Source organism: Microbacterium sp. NPDC006705 (assembly GCF_044903545.1).
Taxonomy (GTDB): domain Bacteria; phylum Actinomycetota; class Actinomycetes; order Actinomycetales; family Microbacteriaceae; genus Microbacterium; species Microbacterium plantarum.
In genome coordinates this window covers 1,890,487-1,914,382 of record NZ_JBJDQQ010000001.1, presented here as the reverse complement: position 1 = coordinate 1,914,382, position 23,896 = coordinate 1,890,487, and the positions used below count along the sequence as shown (strand labels likewise).

The 23,896-nt window shown below is 67.4% G+C and carries 22 protein-coding genes and 1 tRNA gene; 9 read left to right on the top strand and 14 right to left on the bottom strand.

Features of this window, described 5'->3' with window-relative positions; translation table 11 throughout:
- Window positions 1-5: 5 nt before the first annotated feature.
- Window positions 6-584, bottom strand: a complete 579-nt coding sequence (locus ACI2K6_RS09145) for a DNA helicase (RefSeq protein WP_112615535.1) — start codon at window positions 582-584, stop codon at window positions 6-8.
- Between the two features lie 92 nt (window positions 585-676).
- On the opposite strand from ACI2K6_RS09145, the gene ACI2K6_RS09140 reads away from it, so the two are divergent.
- The gene (locus ACI2K6_RS09140) at window positions 677-1,234 is read left to right on the top strand and encodes a peptidylprolyl isomerase (protein ID WP_181574157.1); all 558 of its coding nucleotides are present in this window, start codon (window positions 677-679) and stop codon (window positions 1,232-1,234) included.
- Between the two features lie 7 nt (window positions 1,235-1,241).
- The gene (locus tag ACI2K6_RS09135) at window positions 1,242-2,141 is read left to right on the top strand and encodes a rhomboid family intramembrane serine protease (RefSeq protein ID WP_274179108.1); all 900 of its coding nucleotides are present in this window, start codon (window positions 1,242-1,244) and stop codon (window positions 2,139-2,141) included.
- Window positions 2,142-2,217: 76 nt separating this feature from the next.
- Here the strand turns inward: ACI2K6_RS09135 and ACI2K6_RS09130 are convergent, their stop codons facing one another.
- Window positions 2,218-2,457 carry a cell division protein CrgA gene (locus ACI2K6_RS09130; protein ID WP_023953414.1) on the bottom strand — a complete coding sequence of 80 codons (240 nt, stop codon included), beginning with the start codon at window positions 2,455-2,457 and terminating at the stop codon, window positions 2,218-2,220.
- 127 nt (window positions 2,458-2,584) lie between these two features.
- On the opposite strand from ACI2K6_RS09130, the gene ACI2K6_RS09125 reads away from it, so the two are divergent.
- From ACI2K6_RS09125 to ACI2K6_RS09110, 4 genes are all read left to right on the top strand, one after another.
- A complete protein-coding gene (locus tag ACI2K6_RS09125) occupies window positions 2,585-3,004 on the top strand; it encodes a hypothetical protein (RefSeq protein WP_282501753.1) in 420 nt (139 codons plus the stop codon).
- 74 nt (window positions 3,005-3,078) lie between these two features.
- Window positions 3,079-3,804 carry a class E sortase gene (locus tag ACI2K6_RS09120; RefSeq protein ID WP_404568455.1) on the top strand — a complete coding sequence of 242 codons (726 nt, stop codon included), beginning with the start codon at window positions 3,079-3,081 and terminating at the stop codon, window positions 3,802-3,804.
- A complete protein-coding gene (locus ACI2K6_RS09115) occupies window positions 3,804-3,962 on the top strand; it encodes a hypothetical protein (RefSeq protein WP_181574158.1) in 159 nt (52 codons plus the stop codon). The genes ACI2K6_RS09120 and ACI2K6_RS09115 overlap by 1 nt, the downstream gene beginning before the upstream one ends.
- Complete coding sequence (locus ACI2K6_RS09110; protein ID WP_404568454.1) at window positions 3,959-4,600, top strand: anthranilate synthase component II; 642 nt, start codon at window positions 3,959-3,961, stop codon at window positions 4,598-4,600. The genes ACI2K6_RS09115 and ACI2K6_RS09110 overlap by 4 nt, the downstream gene beginning before the upstream one ends.
- A 32-nt stretch (window positions 4,601-4,632) precedes the next feature.
- On the opposite strand, the gene pknB is transcribed toward ACI2K6_RS09110, so the two are convergent.
- Genes pknB through ACI2K6_RS09075 form a run of 7 tightly spaced genes read right to left on the bottom strand, consistent with a single transcriptional unit; the run spans window position 4,633 to window position 13,626 of the window.
- Window positions 4,633-6,381, bottom strand: a complete 1,749-nt coding sequence (gene pknB / locus ACI2K6_RS09105) for a Stk1 family PASTA domain-containing Ser/Thr kinase (RefSeq protein WP_404568453.1) — start codon at window positions 6,379-6,381, stop codon at window positions 4,633-4,635.
- Window positions 6,382-6,394: 13 nt separating this feature from the next.
- A complete protein-coding gene (locus ACI2K6_RS09100; RefSeq protein ID WP_404568452.1) occupies window positions 6,395-8,254 on the bottom strand; it encodes a serine/threonine-protein kinase in 1,860 nt (619 codons plus the stop codon).
- On the bottom strand, window positions 8,251-9,708 hold the full coding sequence (locus ACI2K6_RS09095) for a penicillin-binding protein 2 (RefSeq protein ID WP_282501757.1): 1,458 nt from the start codon (window positions 9,706-9,708) through the stop codon (window positions 8,251-8,253). The genes ACI2K6_RS09100 and ACI2K6_RS09095 overlap by 4 nt, the downstream gene beginning before the upstream one ends.
- Complete coding sequence (locus tag ACI2K6_RS09090) at window positions 9,705-11,030, bottom strand: FtsW/RodA/SpoVE family cell cycle protein (RefSeq protein WP_112616917.1); 1,326 nt, start codon at window positions 11,028-11,030, stop codon at window positions 9,705-9,707. The genes ACI2K6_RS09095 and ACI2K6_RS09090 overlap by 4 nt, the downstream gene beginning before the upstream one ends.
- A gap of 56 nt (window positions 11,031-11,086) precedes the next feature.
- The gene (locus ACI2K6_RS09085) at window positions 11,087-12,322 is read right to left on the bottom strand and encodes a PP2C family serine/threonine-protein phosphatase (protein WP_112615549.1); all 1,236 of its coding nucleotides are present in this window, start codon (window positions 12,320-12,322) and stop codon (window positions 11,087-11,089) included.
- 9 nt (window positions 12,323-12,331) lie between these two features.
- Window positions 12,332-12,889: an FHA domain-containing protein gene (locus ACI2K6_RS09080; protein ID WP_269268443.1), complete on the bottom strand. Its 558-nt coding sequence runs from the start codon at window positions 12,887-12,889 to the stop codon at window positions 12,332-12,334.
- On the bottom strand, window positions 12,886-13,626 hold the full coding sequence (locus tag ACI2K6_RS09075; protein ID WP_112615553.1) for a DUF3662 and FHA domain-containing protein: 741 nt from the start codon (window positions 13,624-13,626) through the stop codon (window positions 12,886-12,888). The genes ACI2K6_RS09080 and ACI2K6_RS09075 overlap by 4 nt, the downstream gene beginning before the upstream one ends.
- Before the next feature lie 141 nt (window positions 13,627-13,767).
- On the opposite strand from ACI2K6_RS09075, the gene ACI2K6_RS09070 reads away from it, so the two are divergent.
- A tRNA-Leu gene (locus ACI2K6_RS09070) sits at window positions 13,768-13,851 on the top strand.
- 265 nt (window positions 13,852-14,116) lie between these two features.
- Here ACI2K6_RS09070 and ACI2K6_RS09065 read toward each other — a convergent pair.
- Both ACI2K6_RS09065 and ACI2K6_RS09060 read right to left on the bottom strand, forming a co-directional pair.
- The gene (locus ACI2K6_RS09065; protein ID WP_282501758.1) at window positions 14,117-14,599 is read right to left on the bottom strand and encodes a hypothetical protein; all 483 of its coding nucleotides are present in this window, start codon (window positions 14,597-14,599) and stop codon (window positions 14,117-14,119) included.
- A 9-nt stretch (window positions 14,600-14,608) separates the two neighbouring features.
- The gene (locus ACI2K6_RS09060; protein ID WP_282501759.1) at window positions 14,609-15,967 is read right to left on the bottom strand and encodes a hypothetical protein; all 1,359 of its coding nucleotides are present in this window, start codon (window positions 15,965-15,967) and stop codon (window positions 14,609-14,611) included.
- A gap of 510 nt (window positions 15,968-16,477) precedes the next feature.
- Here ACI2K6_RS09060 and ACI2K6_RS09055 point away from each other — a divergent pair.
- Together ACI2K6_RS09055 and ACI2K6_RS09050 are read left to right on the top strand one after the other, a co-directional pair.
- On the top strand, window positions 16,478-17,296 hold the full coding sequence (locus ACI2K6_RS09055; RefSeq protein ID WP_404568451.1) for a hypothetical protein: 819 nt from the start codon (window positions 16,478-16,480) through the stop codon (window positions 17,294-17,296).
- 318 nt (window positions 17,297-17,614) lie between these two features.
- Window positions 17,615-18,262: a hypothetical protein gene (locus tag ACI2K6_RS09050; protein ID WP_404568450.1), complete on the top strand. Its 648-nt coding sequence runs from the start codon at window positions 17,615-17,617 to the stop codon at window positions 18,260-18,262.
- Window positions 18,263-18,304: 42 nt separating this feature from the next.
- Here ACI2K6_RS09050 and ACI2K6_RS09045 read toward each other — a convergent pair whose 3' ends face one another.
- From ACI2K6_RS09045 to ACI2K6_RS09035, 3 genes are read right to left on the bottom strand one after another with little or no spacing between them, the layout of a single operon-like run.
- Complete coding sequence (locus ACI2K6_RS09045) at window positions 18,305-21,664, bottom strand: ATP-binding protein (RefSeq protein WP_404568449.1); 3,360 nt, start codon at window positions 21,662-21,664, stop codon at window positions 18,305-18,307.
- On the bottom strand, window positions 21,661-22,395 hold the full coding sequence (locus ACI2K6_RS09040) for a DUF4194 domain-containing protein (RefSeq protein WP_404568448.1): 735 nt from the start codon (window positions 22,393-22,395) through the stop codon (window positions 21,661-21,663). Before ACI2K6_RS09040 ends, ACI2K6_RS09045 begins: the two co-directional genes overlap by 4 nt.
- Entirely contained in the window at window positions 22,388-23,860 is a 1,473-nt protein-coding gene (locus tag ACI2K6_RS09035) for a DUF3375 domain-containing protein (RefSeq protein WP_404568447.1), read from the bottom strand. Before ACI2K6_RS09035 ends, ACI2K6_RS09040 begins: the two co-directional genes overlap by 8 nt.
- Between the last annotated feature and the right edge of the window lie 36 nt (window positions 23,861-23,896).

Here is a 23,896-nt window from a genome sequence, read left to right as displayed (position 1 = left end):
CCGATTCAGGCGTCGGGAGCGCGCAGCGGGTCGTCGGCAACCCACAGCTCGTCGTCCGCGCGGAGCGTCTGCCAGGCGGCGTAGAGCACGCCGGCTGCGGCCGTGACGCCGAGGATCAGAGCGATGACGCCACCGGCGCCGCGCTTCTTCTTCGGCTCCGGCAGTGCGGCACGCGACTGGAACTTCTTCGTCGCCTTCTTGCCGTACTTGGCGGCGTTCTTCTTCACCGACGACAGGTCGAGGTCGACACCACGTCCGTGGGCGAGGCGTCCACGGGTGTCGTTCGCCGCATCCCACACGGAGAGTGCGCCGCCCACGACGGCTCCGGCGGCGGGGATGAGAGCGCCGTTGTAGACCTTGCGGGTCGCGCGGACGCTCTTGTCGACGTACGGCGCGGCGTACTGCTCATAGGTGTTCTGAACGGCGGGCTTGACGTGCTCGCGGTTGTAGTTGCCCAGCTGGTGGCCGGCGTCGCGTGCGACTTTGGCGGCCTCTCCCATCAGGACCTGCTGCGACTCCCACAGGGTGTTCGCCTGCTTCTGGAGCTTGCGGAGTTGCTTCTTGCGCTTGCGGCTGAGGCTCACGTGGGCCCTCCCTGCATCGTGGGACGTTTTCCCTCATCTTGCCAGAGAGCGCTCCAGCCAGCAGGGCATTGACAGGTGCGAGAATGGCACACATGCCTCAGCACACTGCAGTAGCGACGATCCACACCAACCACGGCGACATCGTCGTCAACCTTTTCGGCGACCAGGCCCCCCGCACGGTGAAGAACTTCATCGGTCTCGCCGACGGTTCGCAGGAGTGGACCAACCCCGCCACGGGCAAGCCCGGCGAGGGCCCCCTCTACACCGACGTCATCTTCCACCGCATCATCCCGAACTTCATGATCCAGGGCGGCGACCCGCTCGGTCAGGGCATCGGCGGCCCCGGCTACAACTTCGACGACGAGATCAGCCCCGAGCTGGACTTCCAGAAGCCGTACATCCTCGCGATGGCGAACGCGGGCCTGCGCCGCAACGCGATCACGGGCAAGGCCGAGGGCACGAACGGCTCGCAGTTCTTCATCACCACCGACCCGACCCCCTGGCTGCAGGGCAAGCACACCATCTTCGGCGAGGTCGCGGATGACGCGTCGCGCCAGGTCGTCGACACGATCGCCTCGGTGAAGACCGGCGCACAGGACCGTCCCGTCGACCCGGTGGTCATCTCGTCGATCGACGTCGTCACGGTCTGAGCGGTACGTGAGCGCGTCCGAGCTGCGGAGCAACCCCGACAACTTCTGTTACCGGCATCCCGATCGGCAGAGCTTCGTGCTCTGCCAGCGGTGCCTGCGCACGATCTGCGCGGAGTGCCAGACGCAGATGCCCGTCGGAGTGATCTGCCCCGAATGTCTGCGTGATCAGCAGAAGAGCTCGGACGCGCCGCGTCCCCGCCGCGCGCCGCGCGTCCTGCGTGCGGTGCGCTCCGACGATTCACGGCCGCTGGTCACCTACGGGATCATCGGCGTGACGTTCTTCGTGTTCATCGTCGGACTCATCCCGGGCCTGGGGTCCGTGGTCACGTCGACTCTGGCGATGTACCCCCCGCTGCTCTACCCGGAGTTCAGCGGCACCTTCGAGCCGTGGCGGCTGTTCACGGTGCTGCTCGTCCACAGCGGCTTCTGGCACGTCGGGCTCAACATGCTCGCGCTCTGGATGCTGGGGCGCAGCCTCGAGCCGATGCTCGGTCGCGGCCGCTTCCTCGCGCTCTATCTGCTCAGCGGCCTCGGGGGATCGGTCGCGGTCGTGCTGTTCGGGTTCTCATCGGCTGTCGTCGGTGCGTCGGGCGCGATCTTCGGCCTTTTCGGCGCCCTGCTCGTGATCGGTCGTCATATCGGCGCGAACATCACGGGAATCGCCGTGGTTCTGGGGATCAACCTCGTCATCACGTTCCTGCCGCTGCTCCTGAGCGGGCTCGGCGGAAGCGCAGGCACGCAGATCTCATGGCAGGCGCACGTCGGCGGCTTGGCGGTGGGCGCGCTCGTCGGCTTCATCTTCGCGCGCACGCGAACGATCCGCCGTCAGCGCCTGCAGGTCTGGCTGCTCGGCGCCACCGCCGCGGGGCTGATCGCTCTGCTTGCGGTGCCGCTCGCCCTCTACTGACGAAAGTTATCCACAGGTCTATCCCCAGGTGGGGATGGAATCACACCGGTGTGATTCACCCCATGTGGACAACCGGTCAGCGCCACCGCGTGGTCATGAGGAAGCCCACGAAAGCGATGCCGAAACCGATCACCAGGTTCCAACCGCCGATGCCGGGCACGGGAAGCGTGGAGTTACTGAGATAGAAGACGAGCACCCACACGAGTCCGATGAGCATCAGCCCCAGCATGATCGGCTTGAACCAGACCGGGTTAGGTGCGTCATCTGCGGGGCGTCGCTCCACGGTCGGGTCGTCGTGGTCGCTGGAAGATGCCATGGGAGAATCCTAGCCGTCGGACCTCGAGTCGCCCGGGCTCACCCGTCAGGACTCCCACAGGCCGGCCGTGAGACAGTAGGGGAGTGCTCCGCCTCGGTGATGGCATGCCGAATCGAGAGGGGCCGAGATGCCCGCATGGTGGGAACAGATCGTCCACGCAGTGACCGGCCGCGTCAGCCGGCACGACGACCTGCCGGATCTGCGGGAGCTCCCGTCTCGCGCGGTCAGACTCGAACGCACTCACTATCTCGTGAACGACCGTGAGCGACAGAGCCGTCATCCTCGTGCCTATGTCCTGCGTACCGAAGTGGACGCGTCTCGGGGCCGCGGCAACATCGCAGCCTTCTCGAACGGTCGCGGTGTGGGATATCTCCCGGAGTCGGTCGCGGCCGAGATGCATCCGCTGCTCGACGACCTCGGCGGTGCCGCGGTTGTCAACGGCGCAGGCGTCAGGACCGGCAGCATCCGCCTCTGGGTCGATCTGCCGACATCCAGCGCGGTGCGCCGTCTCGTCGCCACAGTGAGTTCTTCCAGGGCTGCGGGCTAAACTCTGCGACTGTGGAGAGCACTCGCACGTCGTCCCGACGCTCACGTCGCTCGCCGTCGCGCCCGCGGCGACGCGTGAGTGTGATCAGCGTCTTCGGCGAGCTCCTTCTGACCGCCGGTGTGGTGATGCTGCTCTTCGTGAGCTGGCAGATGTGGTTCGGCGACATGATCATCGGATCGCAGAAGCAGGCGGAGGCCGCGGCGCTCGCGCAGCAGTGGCAGACCCAGGCCGAAGAGGCTCCGACGCCGGCCGAGACGCCTACCGGTGAGCCCGAGCCGGCGGACCCCGCCGCGATTCCCGTGCTGGCCGAGCCCGAGCCGGGTGCGGAGTTCGGCATCATGTACATCCCGCGTTTCGGTCCCGACTGGCAATTCACCATCGCGAACGGCACGGCGAAGAAGGCGATCCTCGACAAGGGCCACATCGGTCACTACGAGGGTTCCGCGATGCCGGGCGCCGACGGCAACATGGCTGTCGCCGCGCACCGGTGGACCTCGGGTGCGCCCTTCGACCCGGTCGACCGGCTCGTGGTCGGCGACGCCATTGTCATCCAGACCCAGGACGGCTGGTACACCTACCGATTCCGCAACGTCGAGTACGTGCAGGACACGGCGATCGAGGTACTCAACCCGGTTCCCCAGCAGGTCGACCTCAGCGCTAACGGCAAGTACCTCACCCTCACGAGCTGCGCCCCGAAACTCAACATGCTCGAGCGCATCATCTCGTACGCGGTCTTCGAAGAGTTCACCCCGACCTCGGCGGGTCCGCCGGTGTCGCTGACAGAGGGAGTCTCCGCCTGATGTACGGAGCACTGTGGCGAGTTCTCCCCGGACCCTGGTGGCTCCGGCTGTTCTTCCTGCTCATCCTCGCGGCTGCGGTCGTCTATGCGCTGTTCTTCTGGGTGTTCCCTGCCATCGCGCCGTTCTTCGCGCCGGGCGAGGAGTCGACGGTCGGGTGACCGCGATCCTCGTGATCGACAATCACGACAGCTTCATCCACACTCTGGTCGGCTATCTCCATGAGCTCGGCGCTGTGACCGAGATGGTGGAGTCGGATGCCGTGAGCGACCCCTCACACGTGATGGCGGGCTTCGACGGCGTCCTCGTGTCGCCGGGACCGGGCACTCCAGAGGATGCGGGCGCCTCGATCGACGTCGTGCGCGCAGCTGCGGCATCCGCGGTTCCGCTGCTCGGGGTGTGTCTTGGGCATCAGGCCATCGCGGTCGCGTTCGGCGCGACGGTGGGGGAGGCGCCGGAACTCATGCACGGGATGACGTCGGACGTGCGACACGACGGGTCTTTCCTGTTCGAGGGCGTGCCGACGACATTTACGGCGGGCAGGTACCACTCTCTCGCCGTCGACGCCGCGACGGTGCGCGCCGAGCTGCGGGTCACCGCACGCGCGCCGGGCGGCACGGTCATGGCGATCGCCCACCGTGACGCACCCGTCGTCGGCGTGCAGTTCCATCCCGAATCCGTGCTGACCGATGGCGGCTACCGGATGCTGGGTAACTGGCTGGCGTCGGTCGGACTGAACGGCGCGCGGGAGCGCGGAGCGCGGTTGCACCCGCATCGACGGGATGCAACCGTCACCTGAACCGGTGCGCCGGAGCCGGTGAGGCGCGGGTCTCAGCTGCCGGTGCAGACCCGGAGCGTGACGGTCGATCCGATCGGGACCTCGCCCGGTGCCAGCGACTGCGACGAGACGGTGCGACCGCCCGCGGCTGCCGCGCAGCCCGGATCTTCGACGACCTCGGGGATCAGCTGACGCGATTCCTGCTGCAGCTCGCGCTCGGCGGCCTCGACGGTGTACCCGGTCAGGTCGACGAGGGTCACGGTGCCGCTGGCGACGACGAGGTTGACCGACGATCCCATGGCGAGAGCCGAGCCCTCGGGCGCCGACGCCTCGATGACCGTGCCGGCAGGCAGGGTCGGATCGTTGCGCGATCGAACGGTGCCCAGCTGCAGCCCGGCACGTTGCAGCGCTTCGGTCGCCTCGGTGCGTGAGAGGTTCTGGAGGGTCGGGACGGTAGCCATCTCTTGGCCCGTCGAGACGTAGACGGTCACGCGCTGGCCCGGCGAGAGGGTGATGCCTGCTGCGGGCTCGGTGCTGATGACGTCGCCCGGCGGCACCGCGTCGTCGCTGCGGTCGGAACGGACCGGATCCAGCTCGGCTTCTTCGATGAGATTCTCCGCCAGGTCCCACGACTTGCCGGCGACCTCCGGCACGACCCGCGACGTACTAGGCACGGTCGTGGTCGTGTCACGGAATGCCAGGACCCAGATGAGCACCGCGATGAGTAGGGCGGCGAGCACCGCCACTCCGGCCCAGATCCAGCTGACGGGCGGGCCGGACTGCGTGCGGCGCATCGTGTTGTCGGTGCTGAGCTGACGCAGGGATCGTGCCGTCTCGGCCGCGTGCCGCGGATCCGGCCCGTACAGCTCGCTCGCGAGGGCCCCCATCTGGCGCTTGGTCGGCTGCTTGCCGCCGACCGCCTGGTCGAGCGCGGCCCGGAACTCCGTCGCGTCCTGGAATCGCTGGAACGGGCTCTTCGCGAGAGCGCGAAGCACGACGGCATCCAGCGCGCGGGGCACGTTCTCGACGATCTCCGACGGCGGCAGGGGCGCTTCACTGACGTGCTGGTAGGCGACGGCCACCGGCGTCTCGCCGCGGAACGGCGCTCGCCCGGTGAGCAGTTCGTACAGCACGACACCGGTCGAGTAGAGGTCGGCGCGCGCGTCGACCGGCTCGCCCTTGGCCTGCTCGGGGGAGAAGTAGGCCGCCGTGCCGATGATCGCCGTGGTCTCCGCGACCGTCGACGACGAGTCCGAAACGGCCCGGGCGATACCGAAGTCCATGACCTTCACGGTGCCGGCGTCGGTGATCATGACGTTGCCCGGCTTGATGTCGCGGTGCACGACGCCGGCGCGGTGCGAGTACTCGAGGGCTTCGAGGATGCCGTCGATGTAGCGCACCGCATCCGATTCGGCGATGGGGCCGGCTTCGACCATGTCCTTCAGCAGCCGACCCGTCACGAGCTCCATGACGATGTACGGCACGGAGTGGTCACTGCCGTCGGGGTCGGTCTCGGTGTCCTCACCGGCGTCGAACACACGGACGATCGACGGGTGGGCCATCCGCGACGCGGCCTGCGCCTCGAGGCGGAACCGCATGCGGAAGCCGGGGTCGTCGGCCAGCTCGCGCTTGAGCACTTTGATCGCCACGTCGCGCCCGAGGGTGACGTCGTACCCCCGGTACACGCTCGCCATTCCGCCGCGCCCGATGGGCTCGTCGATGCGGTAGCGCCCTGACAGCACACGTTGCTCTGCCGACACGTCACTCCCTGCGTTCGACTCGTACTCGGATGTTGGACTCATGGTCGAACCGGAATCAGTCGTCGCTTCCGCTGCCGTTTCCGCCGCCGTTGCCGTTCCCGTTTCCACCGCCGTTGCTGCCGCCGTTGCCCGGCTGACTGGGCTGCGGCGACTGAGCCGGCTGGATCGTAGCGGCAGCCTCCGAGGAGACGGGGGACGTCCGGTCGCCGCTCTCGCCTGCGCACGTCACGGTGTACGTCACCGACAGCGCGCCGGAGTCGCCCACGGTGACCGTGGCGGGGCGCTGGTTGAGGCTGAAGCTCGAGGTGGTCTGGCCGTTGGCGAAGGTGCCGCCCGATACGGTGAAGCGGTACTCCGAGGGCGTGAGCCCAGCCGGGCAGGAGTAGCTCGACCACATGACCTGCACACTGGATCGCGCGGTGACGCTCGTGACGGTCTGGCCGTTCGACTGGATCGTCGGCGCCGCCGGCGCATCGAGGGGGCTCTGCTCGGCGTACGAGGTCAGAGTCACCGAGTCGGTCGGCTTGACGTTGCCGAGCGGAACGACCTCGTAGACCTGGCCGATCTGGTCCTCGCTCGGGGCCGGGTTGCCCGGCGCGCAGGTCACGTTCTCGAGGCCCGCCTGTGCCGCGACGGCGAGGGCGTCCTCGCACGAGCGGCCGGTGAGTCCGAGACCGTCGACATTGATCGTCGAGGGGCCACTCGGGCTCGGGGGCGCCGAGGGAGTGTCCGTCGGGGTCGACGGTGCCGAGCTCGTCGGACTCGAGGGCGCAGGCTCGGGGTCGCCGTTGCCGGAGAGCAGGGCGAACAGCGTGCCGCCGAGCACGATGACGAGCAGGGCGATGAGCGCGACGAGCGGCCAGGTCCACCGGCTGCGCTTGCGCTTCGGCGTCTCGGCGAGGTTGTCGTCCGCAGCAGCGAGTTCGGACGCAGCGCCCGCCGCACCCGCGGCCGCGAGGCCGGCCCCGGCAGCGGCGGCTCCGGCCGGGAGCAGCAACGTCGCCGTGTCTCCGCCTGCGGAGGGCATCAGCTGCGTGACGTCGCTCGTGCCCGCACCGGCCGCGATCGCCGGCACCGCGGCATGCGCCGCGGCGAGATCGCCACGGCGAAGAGCGGATGCCGCGCGCGCGACGGCCGAGGCGGATGCCGGACGGTCGTCGGGCTTCTTCGCGATCATCGCGAGGATGAGCTTCTGCACCGGGTCGGAGACCGTGGCGGGCAGCGGCGGCGGCTGCTCGTTGATCTGCGCCATGGCGATCGCGACCTGCGACTCACCCGTGAACGGACGCTTGCCCGCCACGGACTCGTACGCGACGATGCCGAGCGAGTAGATGTCCGTGGCCGGCGAGGCCGGGTGCCCCGAGGCCTGCTCGGGGGAGAGGTACTGGACGGTGCCCATGACCTGACCGGTCGCGGTGAGCGGAACCTGGTCGGCGATACGCGCGATACCGAAGTCGGTGATCTTCACACGGCCGTCGGGCGTGATGAGCAGGTTGCCGGGCTTGATGTCGCGGTGCACGAGGCCCGCGGCGTGCGCAGCCTGCAGCGCCGAGGCGGTCTGGGCGACGATGTCGAGCGTCTTGTCGGACGACAGCGAGCCCTCGCGCTCGAGGATCGTCGACAGCGCCTCGCCGGGCACCAGCTCCATCACCAGAAAGGCGCTGCCGTTCTCCTCGCCGTAGTCGAAGACGCTCGCGATGCCCTCGTGGTTCACGAGCGCCGCGTGACGGGCCTCGGCGCGGAAGCGCTCGAGGAACCCGGGGTCGCCCATGTACTCGTCTTTGAGGATCTTGATCGCGACAGTGCGGCCGATGACGTGGTCAGTGGCTTCCCACACCTCGCCCATACCGCCGATCGCGATCCGCGAATCCAGTTCGTAACGCCCGCCGAAGCTCACGCCTTGCATGGGTCTCATCTGTTCAGCACCGCCTCGATAACCTTCTTCGCAATGGGGGCTGCGATCCCGCTGCTCGTCCCGGCCTGCCCCTGGCCGCCCCCGTTCTCGACCATCACAGTGACGGCCACCTGGGGGTTGTCCGCCGGCGCGAAGCCGGTGAACCACAACGTGTACGGATCGCCTGGACCGTGCTCCGCAGTGCCCGTTTTTCCGGCGACATCGACGCCGTCTATTCTTGCACCGCTCGCCGCTCCGTCACGGACATTGGCGACCATGAGCGTCCGCATCTGCTCGGCGACATCCTTGCTGAGAGCACGGCCGAACTCGCTCGGCTCGAACTTCTCCTGCACGGTCAGATCGGGTGCGACGACGGAGTCGAGAAGCTGCGGCTTCATCACCATGCCGCCGTTCGCGATGCCGGCCGAGACCTGGTTGATCTGCAGCGGCGTCGCGGTCACGTCCCCCTGACCGAACCCCGAGAGCGCCGTGCGGGCGTCGTTCAGCCCGCGGGGGTACTGCGACGCGGCGGTCGCGAGCGGGATCTCCATCTCGCTGTTGAAGCCGAACTTCTCGGCCTCTTCGCGGATGGCGTCGTCGCCGAGCTCGACAGCCAGTTCGGCCATCGGGATATTGCAGCTGAGCCGCAGCGCGGTCGCGAGAGTGACCGTGTCGCCGGGGCCACAGGTGCCGAGGTCGAAGTTGTGAAGCGTGTTGCTCGTGCCGGGGATCGTCCACGTCGCCGGGTTCGGGAACGTCGACTCGGGCGTGTACTTGCCCGACGACAGCGCGGCGGAGGCCACGACGAGCTTGAACGTCGATCCCGGCGGGTTGAGATCGCCGTCGATCGCCCGGTTGAAAAGCGGCTTGAGCGGGTCGGCCGCGAGTTCGTCGTACGCGGCGTTGACGCCGGCGGAGTCGTGCGACGCGAGCAGGTTGGTGTCGAAGCTCGGGCTCGTGACCATGGCGAGGATGCGTCCGGTCGAGGGGTCGCTCGCGACGACGGCGCCCTCGTAGCCCTGGAGTGCGTCGAAGGCCGCCTGCTGGATTCTCGGGTCCACCGTGAGCAGGACGTTCGATCCGCGCGCCGGTGCGCCCGAGATGATCTGCTCGAGACGAGCGAGGAACTGGGTGTCGTCGGTGCCGGAGAGCGACTGGTTCATGATCTGCTCGATCCCCGACGACGACCCGAGCACCGGGTTGATCCAGCCGGTGAGGGGCGCCCACATCGCGGCATCCGTGTACTGGCGCTGCCAGGAGTAGATGTCGCCGCTCGGCACGGATGCCGCCACGACCGAACCGCCCGCGATGATCGAACCGCGCTGCACCTCGAACGAGTCGTACAGCGTCCGCCGGTTGCCCGGGTTCTCGTTGAGCGCCTGGGCCTGGATCACCTGGATCCAGCTGGTCGAGACGAACAGGGCGAGGAACATCGCCAGCATCACGAAGCTGAGTCGTCGCAGTTCCTTGGTCATCCGATCACCACCCGGGGTCGAGAGCGAACTGCATCCGAGATGCGGAGGAGGAGGGCCACGATGATCCAGTTGGCCACGAGGGACGAGCCGCCGGCAGCCAGGAACGGTGTCGTGAGCCCCGTCAGCGGGATGACGCGGGTCACACCGCCGACCATGATGAACACCTGCAGCGCGATCGTGAACGACAGGCCCGTCGCGAGGAGCTTGCCGAAGTCGTCCTGACCGGCGAGGCCGATGCGCACGCCGCGGCTCGTGAACACCATGTAGAGGCACAGCAGGGCGAAGACGCCGATGAGGCCGAGCTCCTCACCGAGGCTCGGGAAGATGTAGTCGCTCTGCGACAAGGGCGTCATCCAGGGGCGACCCTGGCCGAGCCCCGTGCCGATGAAGCCGCCCTTGGCGAGGCCGTACAGGCCGTTGATGAGCTGGAAGCTTCCGCCGGCGGCGTCGACGTTGTTCGGGTCGAACGGGTTCAGCCAGTTCTGGAAGCGGCCGTTGACGTAGGGGAGCACCTGCGAGGCGAGGATCACGCCGGCGAGAACCAGGCTCAGGCCGATCATGACCCAGCTGGTCTTACCGGTCGCGACGTAGAGCATCGCGATGAACATGCCGAAGATCAGGGTGCCGGTGCCGAGGTCGCGCTGCAGCACGATGATGCCCAGCGAGATCGCCCAGATCACGAGGACCGGACCGAGCTCGCGAGCTCGCGGCCAGGTGACCCCGAGGAATCGAGTTCCGACCGATGTGAGGGATTCGCGCGTGCGGACGAGGTAGCCCGCGAAGAAGATCGCGAGGGCGATCTTCGCCAGCTCGCCGGGCTGGAACGACACGATGCCGCCGATCGACACCCAGACGTCGGCGCCGGCTTCGACGCCGAGGCCCGGGACGAACGGAAGGAGAAGCAGCGCGATGCCCGCGAACCCGAACACGTAGGTGTACCGGAACAGCACACGGTAGTTGCGCAGGGCGATGACGACGATGAGGGCTGCCACGAGGGCGATCGCGCACCAGACGATCTGACGCACGGCCAGCATGTCCCAGCCGGCTGAGGTGCCCTCCAGGTCGATCCGATAGATCATGGCGATGCCGATGCCCGAGAGGAGCGTGGCGATCGGGACCACGAACGGGTCGGCGTCGCGCGCCCGGAGGCGCAGCACGACGTGGATGGCCAGTGCGAGCGCGTCGAGCACGGCGCAGTAGATCAGGAACGACGAGTCGATCGCCCCGTTCTTTCCGAGCTGCACGAGGGCGAGGGCCGCGGCGTTGATGACGAACGCGAACAGGAGCAGGCCCAGCTCGCGGTTGCGCTGCGTCTGCGGCATCCGCAGTTTGCGCAGCGCCTTGATGACCGAGGTGTCGGCCGAGACGGCGGTGCCGGTCACGATGATCCTCCGTCCACGCGCAGATTCTCGACGATGGCTTGGGCCTCGGCGAGCGAGTCGGCTGAGATGGTCTGCTTCACCAGGTCGAGCTGGTAGGGAGCCAGGTCGGCGAGGGGGATTCCGGTGTCTTCCTCGGGCGAGGAGAGCGAGATCGGTCCGATGCTCGGCGGGATGCCGCGGTAGATCACGACCGTGTCTTCGTCGACGCCGACGAAGTAGCGCGTCTGCGTCCAGCTGTAGGCACCGAAGAGCACGACCCCGATCGCGGCCAGGATGACGATGAAGCCGGCGAACCAGGTGATCCGGCGGCGACGTGCGCGGCGGCGGTCCTCTTCGATCAGCTCCTCGAGGAACTCCGCGGCAGGCTCGAAGTGCGTGGGCTCGTTCGCGGCCTGGCGAGCAGGATGCAGCCAGCTGCTGCGCTGCGGGCGAGCGGCGGGCACCTCGATACCGAGCGGGTGCGACGCCGACCCCACGACCGTCGGTGGTCCGCTGAACAGCGGGTGCTGGCCTCCGACGTCGACGATGACGATCGTGACGTTGTCGGGCGCACCGCCGTCGAGGGCCTGCTTGAGGAGGCTGTCGGCCGTGCGGCCCGGAGCCCAACCCTGCCCGAGCGCCTTCGCGGTGTGGGCGTCGTCGACGACGCCCGACAGTCCGTCGGAGCACAGCAGCCACCGGTCGCCGGGCTGCGTGGGCATGATGAACGTGTCGATCTCGGGATCGGGGTCCATGTCACCGAGCACACGCATGAGCACCGAACGGCGCGGGTGGTAGCGAGCCTCTTCGGGGGTGATGCGGCCCGAGTCGACCAGACGCTGCACGAACGTGTGGTCCGTCGTGATCTGGGTCAGTGCCCCGTCGCGGAAGAGGTACAGGCGCGAGTCGCCGATGTGCGCGATCACGGCGTACTCGTCGACCATGACGAGCGCGCTGACGGTCGTGCCCATGCCGGCGAGCTCGGGGCGCACCTTGACGGTGCTGATCAGCTCTGCCGCGGTGTCGGCCAGCGCCTCGCGCAGGGCGGCCTCGGCCTCGGTGGTCGTGGAGAAGGCTTGGTCGAGGCTCTCGAGCCGTCGAACCGCGAGGCTCGAGGCGACGTCACCACCGGCATGCCCGCCCATGCCGTCGGCGACGACGAACAGGTTCGAGCCGCAGAAGCCCGAGTCCTGGTTGTTGGAGCGCACCTTCCCGGTATGCGAGATGGCGGCGCTGGAGCCCTGGAAGACCATACGTGCGGGCTACTTCCGCAGTTCGAACGTCGTTGCGCCGACCTTGATCGGCGCACCCACGACGATCGGAACCGGAGAAGCGACGCGCTCGCCGTCGTGCCACGTGCCGTTGGTCGAGTCGAGGTCCTGGATCATCCACTGATTGCCCCACAGCACGAGACGCGCGTGGTGGCTCGACGTGTAGTCATCGCGGATGACGAGGCCTGACTCGCTCGAGCGGCCGATGGTCAGCGGCTCGGAGCCGAGCGGAAGCTCGAGGCCGGCCTTGGGGCCGCTCGTGATGACGATGCGCGACACGGCGTCGGTCGTCGCCTTTCCGCCCTTGCCTGCCGGGGCCGGGGTGCCGACCGCGCCGACGGCGGCGGTCGCGGCATCCGGAGACGACGTGGGCGGACGGGTGACCGCGGGGCTCGCAGCCGGGGCAGCACCGGCTGCCGCCGGCTCGGGGAGCTTGCGCACCTTCACGCCGAACAGGTCGGCGCGCAGCGAGTACACGACGGCGAAGACGAAGAACCACAGCAGGACCAGGAAGCCGATCTGCAGCAGCAGGAGGGTGAGCGGACTCATCGGGCTTCACCTCGGGTGTCGTACATGCGGGTCGCGTCGGCCGCCGACATCCGGGGCCGCGCGGGAGCCTGCGCCTGCGGGACGACGCGGAAGACGATGTCGGTGCGACCGATGCGCACGACGCCCTCCGACGGCAGGGCGGCCTCGCTGACCCGCGCGCCGTTGAGCTGGGTGCCGTTGGTGGAACCGAGGTCGCGCACCATGGCGCGCTCGCCGTCCCAGAGGATCTCGACGTGCTTCCGGCTGGTTCCGGCATCCGGGATGGTGATGTCGGCGTCGCTGCCGCGTCCGATGACGGTGCGCGCTGCGACGATCGGATGCCGCGTGCCGTCGATGTCGAGCACGGCCTGCCACGACACGCGGGCACCCGCATCGGAGTTGGAGTCGACGCGGACGGTGCCGGTCGAGAGCTGCGGGTCGTCCTGCAGGGAGACCGAGACGGCACCCGAGAACGAGTAGCCCTGAGCCTTGGCGTGCTTCTCGACCAGGCCGCGGAGTTCGTCGAGGAGAGCGGGCCCGATCGCGTTCATGCGCTCGGCGTCGTTGTCGGAGAGGCGCACCGTGAAGGCGTTCGGAACGAGGATGCGGTCGCGGCTGACGACGGCGGCCTTCTTGTCGAGTTCGCTGCGGAGGGCGGAGGCGATCTCCACTGGCTGGACGCCGCTGCGGAAGGTCTTGGCGAACGCGCCGTTGACGGCACGCTCGAGACCCTTCTCGAAGCTGTCAAGTAGTCCCACGGGGCTCCTCAGGCAGGCGGATGGTTGCTTCATCGTAGTCAGCGAGGCTGAACGGACCATGCATTGGGGCTCGGATCGCGGCTCAGGAGCCGCCATCGGCGTGATATCCTCGGGAAGTTGAGTTCGTGGAAACACGTTCTCGCGCGAGTGGCGGAATAGGTAGACGCGCTGGCTTCAGGTGCCAGTGCCCGCAAGGGCGTGGGGGTTCAAGTCCCCCCTCGCGCACAGTGAGACGGAGGCCTCCGACCGGGAAACCGGCGGAGGCCTTCGGCGTTCGTATGGGCTCAGCGTTGTTTCGCTAGGACTTGAAGCGACGCGGTCCGGGCATCCGCAACGGGGATGCGTTCCTGTTCGATTCGTCGGACGGTGACAGCGCCCGACGTCGGGAGGCTCGCCTAGCACTCCGCCTCCTCGGGCGTGAGGGTACCGAGGCACTGGGGTATCCGCCGCCGCCGTCGCGGCGTACTTCGCGAACTCGCCGCGCTCCGCGCTATGCCCAGTAGACAATGCCTTGTGCGGCTACAGCGCAGAGAAGTAAACACAAGCTCACGCTACCCATGACGGCCACCGCTGAACGGGACCGGGCGACGCTGCTTGCGATCAATGATGTGATGGCAGCGGTCGGGAGAGCGATGATCGTGAGGATGATCGCTGCGAGCGTGACGATGTTCGCCTGATCGTGCGCTGCGGCGACGAGAAAGAACGCGAGCAACCCGACGAAGACCGCGGCGACGTCTCCGACCATCACATGCAGCACCCTGGTGGCGTTGCGCGTGATGATCGACCCGAGAAATCTGACTCCGACTCCAACCGTGAACATCGCCACCGGATGGAGAACGTCAACTCGTATCGAGTTGATATTGACGCCGGCAACGATCCAGTCTGCGATCACTAAGAGCAAGGTCGCCACTGCGAGAACCATGCCCATGCAAAGCATGTTCACGCCCCTCGCGGTGGCGACCTCACGTTCCATGATCTGAGACTAGTAGGACGCGCTCTGCTCGTAGAAGCCGGGGGAGCAAGCGAGTGGCCCAAGCAGGCACTCGAACCCATCGTTCGGCAACCGCGCGATCGTCTTCCAGATGGTGTGGCTGCCGTTAGGAGGCGTAAACCCGCCGTACATCTCGTGTGCCGGAGCGCGGAACCTGCTTCCATCGACAGAGATCGTGCCGCTGCGGTAGAACTCGACGGTTTCGCCGTAGGTGATCGCCCCGCTGTACTCAAAATCGAGAAGCGCGCACCCGGGATTGCTTCCATAGTGCTGGAGGCGAATCTTAGCGTAACTCGAGTTCGCCTGCGCGTCGTGGAACGTCATCGAGTCCATGTTCGCGTATAGAGTTCGGTCGAGGTTGCCATTCTTATAGATTCTCGTAGATCCCACATCCTTCACCCAGCTCATGTTGTAGGGCGCGGGGTTGTCCCAGTTGACGTTGACGAACATCATTGTTCGGTAGTTGGCAACCCCCCAGGGAGTCTCGGGCGCCGGGAACTCGTAGGTCCGGAAATCACCACCGAAGTGCCATTCGTCGAACGGATGATTCAGATTGCACTGGAGCCCGCCCACCCGCAGATCGGGGATGAACGTCTTGTGCACGTACTGGTTGTACCACGGCTGGTATGTGCGAGGTTCGATGAGGCGCTCCTGATCCTCGCTTGCAACCCCCGTGAAGGTCTGGAACGTGATAGTCCGGGACGCCGTACTCACCTGGTCATCCGAGGATCTGGCGGTCGGTGAGGCCGCGATCATGCTGAAGGTGTACGACTTCTCTGGTTCAAGACGATGCGTCACGAACAGTCCGTCCTCGCTGACGCCAAGGAGCGAGTCACCTTCGTACACGGAGAAGGTTTCCTTCTCGGGCCACGCGAACGATGCGGTCGAATCGGTGAAGGCGATAACACTCACGACCTCCCAATCCATGGGGTCGTCACTAAGTGGATCTGTCTCGATTTCGCCGGAAACGGGACCAGGTGGTTCCTCTGAGAAGGTCAAGTCCGCGGGTTCAGGTACAGCCGACATCGTTTCTTCAACCTTTGCGCGGTCCGCTTCAGCGATCGCGCTGGACTGGATGAATATCTGGACGGGTGTCTCTTCGTCCGTCACCCCGGTGACTACCCGCTCGCCCAACTCGTGGTCGTCGTTCTCCACGGTGATAGGGTCTCCGCTGATGGTGCGAAAGACGCCCCGCTCGGCAGCGACCGCATCCACAATCTCTCCGGCCTGGTCATTGTTCGCTTGCGCGGCAGACCCGACGAATCCCGTGAGGAATGCGCCCCCCAGGATAGCGACGCTCACGATCGCGAGCGGTCTTCGGCAGTTTTGAACTGTCACGGTGTCCTCCATTGGATTACCTACGGAACCGAGGTACAGGCTCCTGCCTTCAGCTTGTCAGAACTAGCGTGGTAAATACTCGAGGCCTGTTCGGTGGCAAGAAGAGTGTGCGAGTAGAGCGCTACTAGCGGCTCGATCGCGCTCTGATCACCGCCCCTGGGGGCGAGGATACAGTCCGCACGGTCTTGAGGAATCTGCCAGGACCCCCTACGGACCGCAGCTCTGTGAGGCCGCGAGATAGTCCGTCGCCACGCGTGCATGAAAAGGAGCAGCACGCGCGCTCTCCTCGGCTTCAACATGGCCTTCCAAATCGTAGGCCGCGCCATGGCCATCGCCACCGGGCAGATCGACGGCTGAGTCGCCCCGTCGCGGCGAACCCATCACTTCGCCGCGCCCGCCCACTTGCCGGCAACAACGCCACCTGTCCAGGAGCACGAATTGAAGGACGCAGGGCCCCACACGCGGAGGGTTGATCCGGCGAAACCCCCTGCCGAAACTGTTTCGCGCCGGAACGCTGCAGGTATGGCGCGTCCGAGTGGGTATGACGACCTTCATCGTCGTGAATCCCCGGAACAAGAGCACGAGCTGCAGTCCGCGCTCTTCGCCTCGTTCGCGCAGATCGAGGCGCTGCACGCTATGTGGAGTGGCTTCGAGGTTCGCCCGGGTACGGCTCTTGCAGGGGACGACAGAGCCACGCCCTACGAGCCCACTTCCCAGTGGCTCGGCACCTTCGTAGGCGTGGCTTTCGACAACCTGCGAACGGTGAAGCTCGTGATCCAGGACGCGCAGACCATGCCTATGTCGGCCCACTTTGGGCTCACTCGAAACGCGCTCGAGGCAGCCGGAGTCGGCCTTTGGATGATCGGTTCGAGGGCACGCGACACTCGCGTTCTTCGGACCCTTCAGCTCTCCTACGAGAACCGCAGAGACGAACACGGTCTGAACTCAGTCATTCAAGGCTCAGAGGCGAGGCTGACTTCCGATGACGCCACCGTCATGAGACTGCGCGAGTTGTGCGATGCCCGCTCCGGCATAAAGGGGCGGAGCCTCAATCCCCCGCGCATCTCCGAACGCCTACGAGCAGCCCAGGAACCCGCAGGGGACTACCCCTTCTCTCTGCTCGTGAGCTGGAAGCTCACGAGTGGGATTGCGCATGGCAGGAGGTCAGCTATGTACCACCTGCTCGACCGCGAGGTCGTGGCCACGAGCGAGACGGGCGCGACGGTCTGGATGACGTCAAGCTTCGGCGCGGCAGCCGGCACCTGTCAGATCGCTCTTCAGTATCTGATGCGACTCCTCACCATCGCGCTGAGTCGTAACGGTACTCATCTCGTCGTCTGAACGAACGCTTCCAGCACGAGGAGACCCTCTACTGGGTAGACAGCCCGAACGGGCCGCTTCATGCGATGTCTTGGGGGACAGCGAAGACGGTTCCACCGCTGCTGATGTTGTGGTGGGGAGGTCCCGTCTCCTTCGTTGTTCTTGGTTCGGTGCTTCGCCACGATAACTACGCTCTGTCTCTGCGTGCCACGACTCCGCTCCTTAATGCTCCCTCGTCGCTTCGCTCCTCAGTCCGCTTACCGCTGCGTCGTGGCACTTCGTTCCGTCGCTTCGTTCTCTTGCTTTGACACCGACCAAGAACAACGAAGGAGACTCACCATGAACAACACGTCCCGCACCCTGGGCGACGCCCTCCGCTACTGGGCCTACGAGGCCCCGACTCCCGAGCCGATCCCCTACTTCCAAGGCGGCATGGACCCGAAGCACCAGGACATGGCCGAGCTGCTGTGGAGCCCGGTCGCGAAGACGCGAGTCATCATCGAGCGCACGGACGGTGTGGAGACCGGGTACATGTCGGTGACCACCCGTGAGGGGTCCGACGAGGTGGTGCTGAGGCACTCGTCGATCGAGGACTTCCCTCAGGCGATGTGGAAGCTGTTCCTCTACCCACACCTCACCGGCGTGGATCTCTCCCCGGACGTGATGCTGCTGCATCGGTGCGACGCGCCGCTGTGCGTGCACGTCGACGTCGACCCGGCTGCGTCGCACCTGCGCGTCGGTGACGCGAGTGCGAACCAGGACGATGCCGCCCGTGCTGGCCGTCACCGGAACCGTTTCACGAGCGAGCGAGCGAGCGATTCGACTCGCGCCCCTGCGCCGATCGCGTCACCCGTGCTCGACGTCTGCTGGACACGGTGCGCCACTTCTACGTCAACGTGTGCGGCTTCCACCCCGGGCATCCGCTCGAACACCCCGGCGAGGCGCCGGCAGGAGAAAGCCCTGCGATCGAGGGGGACGAGGACGTAGCGGAGCTGATGTTCCGGTTCGACAAGGTGATGCCGCGCGCCGTCAGGACGCCGGGGCCTCCAGGGCGACCTTCGGCTTGGCCCATGAGCGGCCGCGCGTGTCTTTGAGGATGTCGTACTCGACGTCGACGTGCGGTTCGATGGCGCTGTATTTGTCGTTGGGGGCGCCGATCACGAGCTGGAAGCCGAGTCCGCGCCACGCTCCGATCGCACGCTTGGTGAAGTGCGCGTCGGCCTTGATCAAGGCTTCGTCCATGAAGACGGGGGCGTAGCGGGGTCGCTCGGCGCTGGCGTCGCCGAGCTGGTAGCGGAGGGCGGCGCCGACGATGAAGGCGATGAGCTCCTGCGACTCGCCGCCGGACTTCTCGCCGATGTGGTCGTACAGCGCGACGTGCTTCTTCGTCACGGCGTCCACGCGCTCGGCGCTCACGCGAACGTGGTTTCGCACGTCGATGAGGTCGCCGAAGTCGGGCGCCGACCGGCGCATGTGCCCGATGAGGCGCGACATCCGGCGGTACGCGTGCTCGCGCTCGTCATCCGTCGTGGCGTTCTCGATGAGCCCGCGCACCTCGCGCAGCTCGCGTCGGAAGCGTCGGCGGGGTTCGGACTGGTTCTCGCGCGTGGTGATCTGCAGGCGATGGTCGTCGTCGTAGAACGGCAGGTCCTGCATGATGCGGTTGATCGGCTCGATGCGATCACGGATCTCGCGGATCGACCGGCTGAGCGTCGAGTCGAGGTTCGTGAGGTCGTTGCCCGACAGCTTGAGCAGGCTGTCGCGCCATTCGGCCTCGAGCTCGTGCAGTCCGCTGATCTCGAGCGCCTTCAGAGCGCGTTCGAAGTCGTCGATCGACGTGTCGGGGTCCGGCAGCAGATTCGGATTCGGCCACCGCTCGAGGAAGCTCGCCATGATGCGTCGCAGGCTCTCCCGGCTCTCGTCGAGCGCGTCGACAGCCGCGCGTCGGTCTTCTGCGAGGCGCTGCGCGGCGGTCGCGAGTGCTGCGGAGAAGCGGTGCAGCGCCTCGGACGGAGTGCCGTCAGAGGTCGGCCCATCGAGGTGGAATCGCTCGTCGAGGAACGCGGACTGCGCGGCGGTGAGGGTGCGCTCTGCCCGCTCGGCGTCGTCGAGCACGGACTGATCCGAATCGACGTCGTCGATCACCTCGGCCCACTGCGCCTCGATCTGATCACGCTCGATCGACACGCGGGCGATCTCGTCGCGCAGGTGGGAGATCCGGTCCTTGATGTCGGAGATCCGTCGCTGCACATCGGCGATCTCGGGGTTGGCGGCTGTGACGTCGCTCTGCACGCCGATCCAGCGATCCCGTTCCGCGGTGACCGCCTCGACGTCGACTTCTTCCCAGGTCAGGTCCGTGATCTTGGCGTAGACGGCAAGGCGCGAGTCGACGGTGTCGAGCGCGGTCTCGGCGGCCTTCCGCTCTCGGAGGGCGTCGTCGAGACGGCGGCGAGCGTCGTCGATGAGACGTGCCACGTCGTGCCGGCGTCGCTCGTTCGAGAACCCGAGAACGTTCTCGCGACCGTGGCCACCGTGCGCGCCGCGGTTGCCCTGCGCGACCTGACCCGTGATCGTGAGCGCCATACGATGCTTCGGCAGCTCGGCGCTGGAACCGACGCAGACGTATCCGTGACGGGTCTCGAGCCGCTCCTGCAGCCAACCGGTGAACGGCGAGCTCTGGTAGTCGAGGCGGCCCGGGAGCGTCCGCGGATCGAGGTTGGCGACCGGCTCCATGCCGGCGTGCACGCCCTCGAAGCGCAATCGCACGGGGGTGTGGACCGATTCGATCGCCGCCCGGAAGCGTCCCAGGTGAGCGGTGTCGATCAGCACCGTTGTCGCGAAGCCGCCGAGCGCGAGGTTGAACGCCTCGCGCCACGGCTCGAACTCGGTGCGCACCTCGACGAGCTCGCCGACGAAGGGGAGATCCGCGGTCGTGAGTCCCGCGGCCTCCGCGAGCCGCTCGCGCGACTCGTGCAGTGCGGGCGGGATGTTGCCGTGGCGTGAGGCCACGCGCTGAGCCTCCGCCTCCAGTTCTGCGACCTCGATCCGCGCGGCCTTCGCTGTCGACGCGGCTTCAGCGAAGGCGGAGCGGGCACGCGCCTTCGCATCGGAGTCGGCGAGCTCTGCCCGCGCGCGGGAGATGAACGCGGTGAACTCGTCGCGGTTCGAGAGTTCGACGCCCAGACTCTTGACGGCGGTGTCGAACACCTCGCGGTGTCGCCGGACGTCGGCGAGCCGTCGCTCCACCTCTCGCAGCTCGCGCTGCGCCGTGGCCAGGCGATCCCCGCCGGAGAGCCGGAGCACGTCGATCAGGCCGTCGCGTTCGGCCTCGGCGCCATCCGCGAGGGCGCGCTTCTCGCGCAGCGTGACCTCGGCCGCGGTCTTGCGCTCGCGCAGCTCGGTCTCGACCTCACGCAGCATCGCCAGGCGTCTGTCCGCTCGCCAGAGTGTGGCGAGCGAACCGGCATCCGAGAAGGAGCCGACCTCGTCGATCAGGTTCACGCGCTCGGTCGCGGCGGCCATCTTGGCGCGCAGCTGGGGGATGGGCGTGAGCGCAGTGACCTGCTGCCGGGCCGTCAGCATGCGCATGCGGGTGCTCTCGAGTCCGTCGAAGTGCGCCACGACGGCGTCGGCGGTCTCCATCGTCTCGGGCTCTTCGAGCACGAGACGCTTGTAGAGGTCGTCGACGGTCGTGATCTGCTGGCCGGCCTGGATGCGCGCGAGCAGGCTCATAGCCTTGGCCCCGGCCCCCGCGGCGCCGATGCCCAGCACGGCATGCAGGCGGGCCGAGAACTCGCGGTCCGTTCCGACGGGCTCCAGGCCCGCAGCGCGCACGGCGGAATCGGAAAGTCGCTGCGCGGCGGCCGGCTCGAGCGAGCGGAGATCGAAGGCCCGATCGGTCGTCGCCCGCACACGCACGGTGTCCTCGAGCACGCGTGCACTCGCCGGGATGTACCAGGCTCGCACCGCCGTGAACTGCGACCCGTCGTGATCGATCCACGTCATCGACACCGCGGTCCAGGTGTCTTCGCCGTCGCCGCGGAGGACGGTCATCTTCGTGCCGTCCTCGGTGCGCGACTCGTCGATCTTGCCGCGGCCGTAGGACAGGATGTTGCGCTGCTCGGAGCCGCGCGGACGCCCGGTGACGCCACCGTTCGAGGCGCCGTTGAAGGGAGTGGTGTGGGGCATCATGAGCGCGATGTACGCGTCCATCAGCGTCGATTTGCCCGACCCCGAGCCGCCGCACAGAAGCGTGGCGCCGGGGGAGAAGCGCACACGATGGGCGCCCTCGTAGCCGCCCCAGTTGATGAGCTGAAGGTCTTCGGCGAGCCACTGCTGGCCGCGGGATGCCGCCGGGATGAGCCCGAACAGCGTCTCGAGCATCGTCACAGCTGCTCCTCCTGAGGTTCGTCGTCTTCGTCGTCTTCGTCGGCGGCGATGCCACTGGTGTCGTCCGCCTCCGACCGGTCGCGCAGCCAATCGCGCAGTTCGCGCAGCTTCTCGGCGCTGAGGACGATCTCGACGAGCGGACTGATGCGGAAGCGTCCCGTCGTCTCCTCGTCGACGATGCCGTCGCGAGCGAGCCGGTCCATCGCCTTGCGGATCAGTCTCTGCCGCTTCGCGGTGTCGCCGTCGGCATCCGCGAAGTAGCTCATCACGGTCTGCTCGACGTCCTCGATGTCGACCCGGGCGGCCGGCTCCCCGGCCGCCGACTCCCGCTGATACACCGTGCGCAGGTGTACGAGGACGAGGGTCTCGGACCGCGTGTATGCGGCGTCCCGAAGCAGGATCGGAACATCGAGCTCGTCCGAGCGCACCTGCTGCTTGTACGCGACGCCGCGGTCGTGGTCGATCACGAGCCGCACGAACAGGTCATTGAGGCGAGATTCGACGAGCTGCTGATTGTCGAGCAGGGCCGTCCACTCCTCGCGGTTGCGGTCGGCGAGCACGAACCGCCGCTGCAGCAGGTGGACGAGCACGCGGCGCACCGCGGGATCGAGCACCCCACGATCGCCGGGGAAGAGCTCGCCGAGGTCGTCTTCCATCGCAGCGGGCTCGACGAACGCGCCGTCGACCGGAGCCTCGCTGTCAGCTGTGCCGAGGGTGGCGGTGTCAGTCATCGTCGGGCTCCTTCGAGGTGCGGGCGGTCACGGATCCGAACGCGAAGCGCCGTGTCGTCCCGTCGGGGCGGCGCGCCTCGACCACCGAGAGGTCGTCGCTCTCGCGCATGCCGTTGCGGTGGGCGATCTCGAGGAGTCCGACCAGGTCGACCGGACGGCGCACGTCGTCGTCCGCGGCGAGGAAGGCCTCACCCAGATCGAACTCCTCGCCGAGGGCAGCGACGTGAGCCTCGAGCTCGGCGTAGCGCGGACCGCCCCACGCGCGTGTATCGGCATCCAGAATCTCCGCGTCTCCGTCGGACGCCGACAGCGGTGCCGGCGCACGCGGTGGGCGGATGTCGGTCGTCGACTGCCGCAGGTGGCGAATGTCGGCTGTGGGCAGGCTGCGGATCATGTCGACGGTGGCCTCGGATGACGTGCTGTGCGTCCAGGCCTGCAGACCGGCCATGACATCGCGCAGCAGATCGTCGACGTGGCGATCGCGGATGGGGTCGTGCGTGCGCACCTGCGCGGTGATGACCCGCGACGCACGGCGCTGGGCGGTCAGAACCTCTTCGACGCCGAGCTCGACGCGCCTCGAGATCGCGTCGAGCTCGGCGCGCTGCTCGGCGTCCATCAGACGCGCGAAGGGCTGTGTGAGCAGGGTGTGCAGCTGGTCTGTGAGGCTGTCGATGCGCTCGGGATCGCCGATCAGCCGGAGCGCGCCGGCGAACGCCCGGCCTTCCGGCGTCGACTGCATGACGTACTGTCCGCGCTGCAGGTACTCGCGCAGTACCTCGCCGGTGGGGCGCACGTCGCGCCGGAGGTCGGCGATGACATCGCGCTGCATGGCCTTGATCGACTCCGCGACGCGCGTGAAGTCGGCGGGCAGCTCGCGCGCGAGATGCAGCACGTTCTCAGCCTCTTCGAGGAGCTGCTCATCGTCGATCGGCTCGGATTCCCCGAGCTGAAGGCGCGCGATCTCGGCGTCGAGCGCGTCGCGTTCGCGGATGAGGCGCGTGAGGCGCACCTCCGGGTCGGTTTCGGCGTGGTCGGAGAGTCGTTCGACGGCTTCCAGGAGGGTGCGGACACGGGAGTTCGAGACTCGGGTGCGTCCGCCGGTCGTGCGTCCGGTGATCTCCAGGGCGCCCACCGCGTGGGCCGTCAGCCGGTAGACCTCGACGTCGCCATCGATCTGGGGGACGAGCCATCCCACCCGCACCCAATAGCGACAGATCTCACGGGCCGTGCCCGCCGGGAGTGCGCGATCGTCCTCGTCGTATCCGGCCGCACGCAGCTCGTCGAGGATCTCGGCGACTTCGGCGTGCGCATCCGAGATCTCGACGGACGGCCGGTCGACGGAGAAGACGAGTGAGAGCGTTGCGACCACGAACGGCGCGTAGCGGCCGTGGAGGAGATCGAGCGTGGGGGTACGGAACGCCGACAACGCACGCACATATGCGGCCTCAGCGCGAGTACTTCCCATCCATGCAACAGTATCCGGCGCGCCGACATCAAACTG

Coding starts and splice junctions, on each gene's coding strand:
- ACI2K6_RS09140 (WP_181574157.1), top strand. CDS start 677: ATGCCTCAGCACACTGCAGTAGCGACGATCCACACCAACCACGGCGAC.
- ACI2K6_RS09130 (WP_023953414.1), bottom strand. CDS start 2,457: ATGGCATCTTCCAGCGACCACGACGACCCGACCGTGGAGCGACGCCCC.
- ACI2K6_RS09125 (WP_282501753.1), top strand. CDS start 2,585: ATGCCCGCATGGTGGGAACAGATCGTCCACGCAGTGACCGGCCGCGTC.
- ACI2K6_RS09115 (WP_181574158.1), top strand. CDS start 3,804: ATGTACGGAGCACTGTGGCGAGTTCTCCCCGGACCCTGGTGGCTCCGG.
- pknB (WP_404568453.1), bottom strand. CDS start 6,381: ATGAGTCCAACATCCGAGTACGAGTCGAACGCAGGGAGTGACGTGTCG.
- ACI2K6_RS09100 (WP_404568452.1), bottom strand. CDS start 8,254: ATGAGACCCATGCAAGGCGTGAGCTTCGGCGGGCGTTACGAACTGGAT.
- ACI2K6_RS09095 (WP_282501757.1), bottom strand. CDS start 9,708: ATGACCAAGGAACTGCGACGACTCAGCTTCGTGATGCTGGCGATGTTC.
- ACI2K6_RS09090 (WP_112616917.1), bottom strand. CDS start 11,030: ATGCCGCAGACGCAGCGCAACCGCGAGCTGGGCCTGCTCCTGTTCGCG.
- ACI2K6_RS09085 (WP_112615549.1), bottom strand. CDS start 12,322: ATGGTCTTCCAGGGCTCCAGCGCCGCCATCTCGCATACCGGGAAGGTG.
- ACI2K6_RS09080 (WP_269268443.1), bottom strand. CDS start 12,889: ATGAGTCCGCTCACCCTCCTGCTGCTGCAGATCGGCTTCCTGGTCCTG.
- ACI2K6_RS09065 (WP_282501758.1), bottom strand. CDS start 14,599: ATGGAACGTGAGGTCGCCACCGCGAGGGGCGTGAACATGCTTTGCATG.
- ACI2K6_RS09060 (WP_282501759.1), bottom strand. CDS start 15,967: ATGGAGGACACCGTGACAGTTCAAAACTGCCGAAGACCGCTCGCGATC.
- ACI2K6_RS09055 (WP_404568451.1), top strand. CDS start 16,478: ATGGCGCGTCCGAGTGGGTATGACGACCTTCATCGTCGTGAATCCCCG.
- ACI2K6_RS09050 (WP_404568450.1), top strand. CDS start 17,615: ATGAACAACACGTCCCGCACCCTGGGCGACGCCCTCCGCTACTGGGCC.
- ACI2K6_RS09040 (WP_404568448.1), bottom strand. CDS start 22,395: ATGACTGACACCGCCACCCTCGGCACAGCTGACAGCGAGGCTCCGGTC.
- ACI2K6_RS09035 (WP_404568447.1), bottom strand. CDS start 23,860: ATGGGAAGTACTCGCGCTGAGGCCGCATATGTGCGTGCGTTGTCGGCG.